The organism is Mesorhizobium sp. M2C.T.Ca.TU.002.02.1.1, assembly GCF_003997225.1.
Map to the genome: position 1 here is coordinate 1 of NZ_RZTO01001103.1, position 1,607 is coordinate 1,607.

Below are 1,607 nucleotides of genomic sequence, written 5' to 3' on the forward strand. Positions count from 1 at the left end.
GGTCAGGATTGTGCCGGGTCCGATGGCGTTGACGCGGATGTGGTGCGGGATGAGTCCGACCGCCATCACCGCCGTCAATTGCTTGATGCCGCCTTTGGACACCGCGTAGGCGACGGAATTGGGAATGGCGAGAATCGCATTGATCGACGACATGTTGATGATCGAGCCGCCGCGCCCCTGAGCGATCATGGCTCGCGCCGCGGCCTGGCCGAGAAGGAACGGCGCTTTCAGATTGATGCGCTGAACCCAATCGAAAGCCTCTTCGGGGAAGTCGACGAAATCATCGAGGTGGATCACGCCGGCATTGTTGATCAAGACATCGACGCCGCCGAAGGCATCGGCGGCCGCGGCGATGATGCTGGCGGCCATGTCCGCCGTGCACGCGGAAAGATCTGCTTCGAGCCAGACGGCGCGCTCGCCAAGACGTTGCGCATGCTCGCGGCCGCGGTCGGCCTTCACGTCCACGAGCACGACATTGGCGCCGTCGGCATGAAAGCGCTCGGCGCAGGCGAGGCCCAGGCCCTGCGCTGCCCCGGTGATGATCACGACTTTGCCTGCATGCTTCACGGTTGATTCCTTTTTGTGAGTCCAATGAGGATATGTTATCCAATTTATCGCCAAGCGCGAACTGATGGCAAGCCCGATATGGCAGGTCGAAAAATGGCTTCCGTGCCTGAAATTGCCGGAGAATTGGCTTTTTCGAACGATCCCCAGCAAGTCGGTTGACTTTGGCGTTCAAATGATGATTGGATAATATATTCAGAAAATTGAACTGCTGGAGGATGAAATGGCAGGCGGGCAACGGGAAGGTGAACTGGTCGACGCGTTCCGCGTCTTTGCCACGCCGTTGATCAGCGACAATCTCGCCCGCGTGCCCGGCGCTGTCGGGCTGCGACCGTTCCACAAGATCGACGGCATCATGGTCGGACGGGCGCTGACAGTGAGGACGCGCCCAGGCGATAACCAGTTCATCCACCGCGCGCTCGACCTGGTAAAGCCGGGCGATGTCATCGTCGTCGATGGCGGCGGTTACGAAGGGCGGGCGCTCGTCGGCGAGATCATGACAAGCCTCGCTGCCTCACGCGGCGCGGCCGGCATCGTCATCGACGGAGCCATCCGCGATGCCGGCGCCATCGGCCGCAATCCATTTCCCTGCTTCGCGCGATCGGCCATCCATCTCGGTCCCTACAAGGATGGTCCCGGGGCCATCAATGTTGCGGTCTCGGTGGGCGGAATGGTGGTCGGTCCCGGCGATATCGTCGTGGGCGACGAGGATGGCGTCGTTGCGTTTCCGCTCGAAGGGGCGGTGGCCCTGCTGGCAGCCGTCAAGGCGCAGGAAGCGCGCGAAGCCGACATCATGCAGAGCATCAAGGAGAACCGTTACCAGGGCGCCTATGCCCAGGCTTCGGCCAGCAGCCATTGAATCGCGGAGCTTGACGCCGGGGCCTCGATCGCAGGCCGGCCAGCGATTGCAGACATTGCCGCTCCACCTCTGAAGGAGGAGCGCAACCTCGCCGATCCGCCCAGGGCGGCTCGGCGACAATCAAGAGAATGCATTCCGGCCACGACCCGGATGCGCCAACAGGGGAAAATGGAGAGAATGATGG

2 protein-coding genes are annotated in these 1,607 nt (G+C 62.1%); one reads left to right on the top strand and one right to left on the bottom strand.

The genetic code is table 11. The features are described from left to right. The coding region (locus tag EOD07_RS33780; protein WP_245470596.1) for an SDR family oxidoreductase at window positions 1-567 on the bottom strand (567 nt) is incomplete at its 3' end. A gap of 220 nt (window positions 568-787) precedes the next feature. On the opposite strand from EOD07_RS33780, the gene EOD07_RS33785 reads away from it, so the two are divergent. Beyond that, a complete protein-coding gene (locus tag EOD07_RS33785) occupies window positions 788-1,423 on the top strand; it encodes an RraA family protein (protein ID WP_127238294.1) in 636 nt (211 codons plus the stop codon). The last annotated feature ends 184 nt before the right edge of the window (window positions 1,424-1,607 follow it).

Bases quoted from the DNA above. Each gene is read 5' to 3' on its own strand.
- EOD07_RS33785 (WP_127238294.1), top strand. From the start codon at position 788: ATGGCAGGCGGGCAACGGGAAGGTGAACTGGTCGACGCGTTCCGCGTC.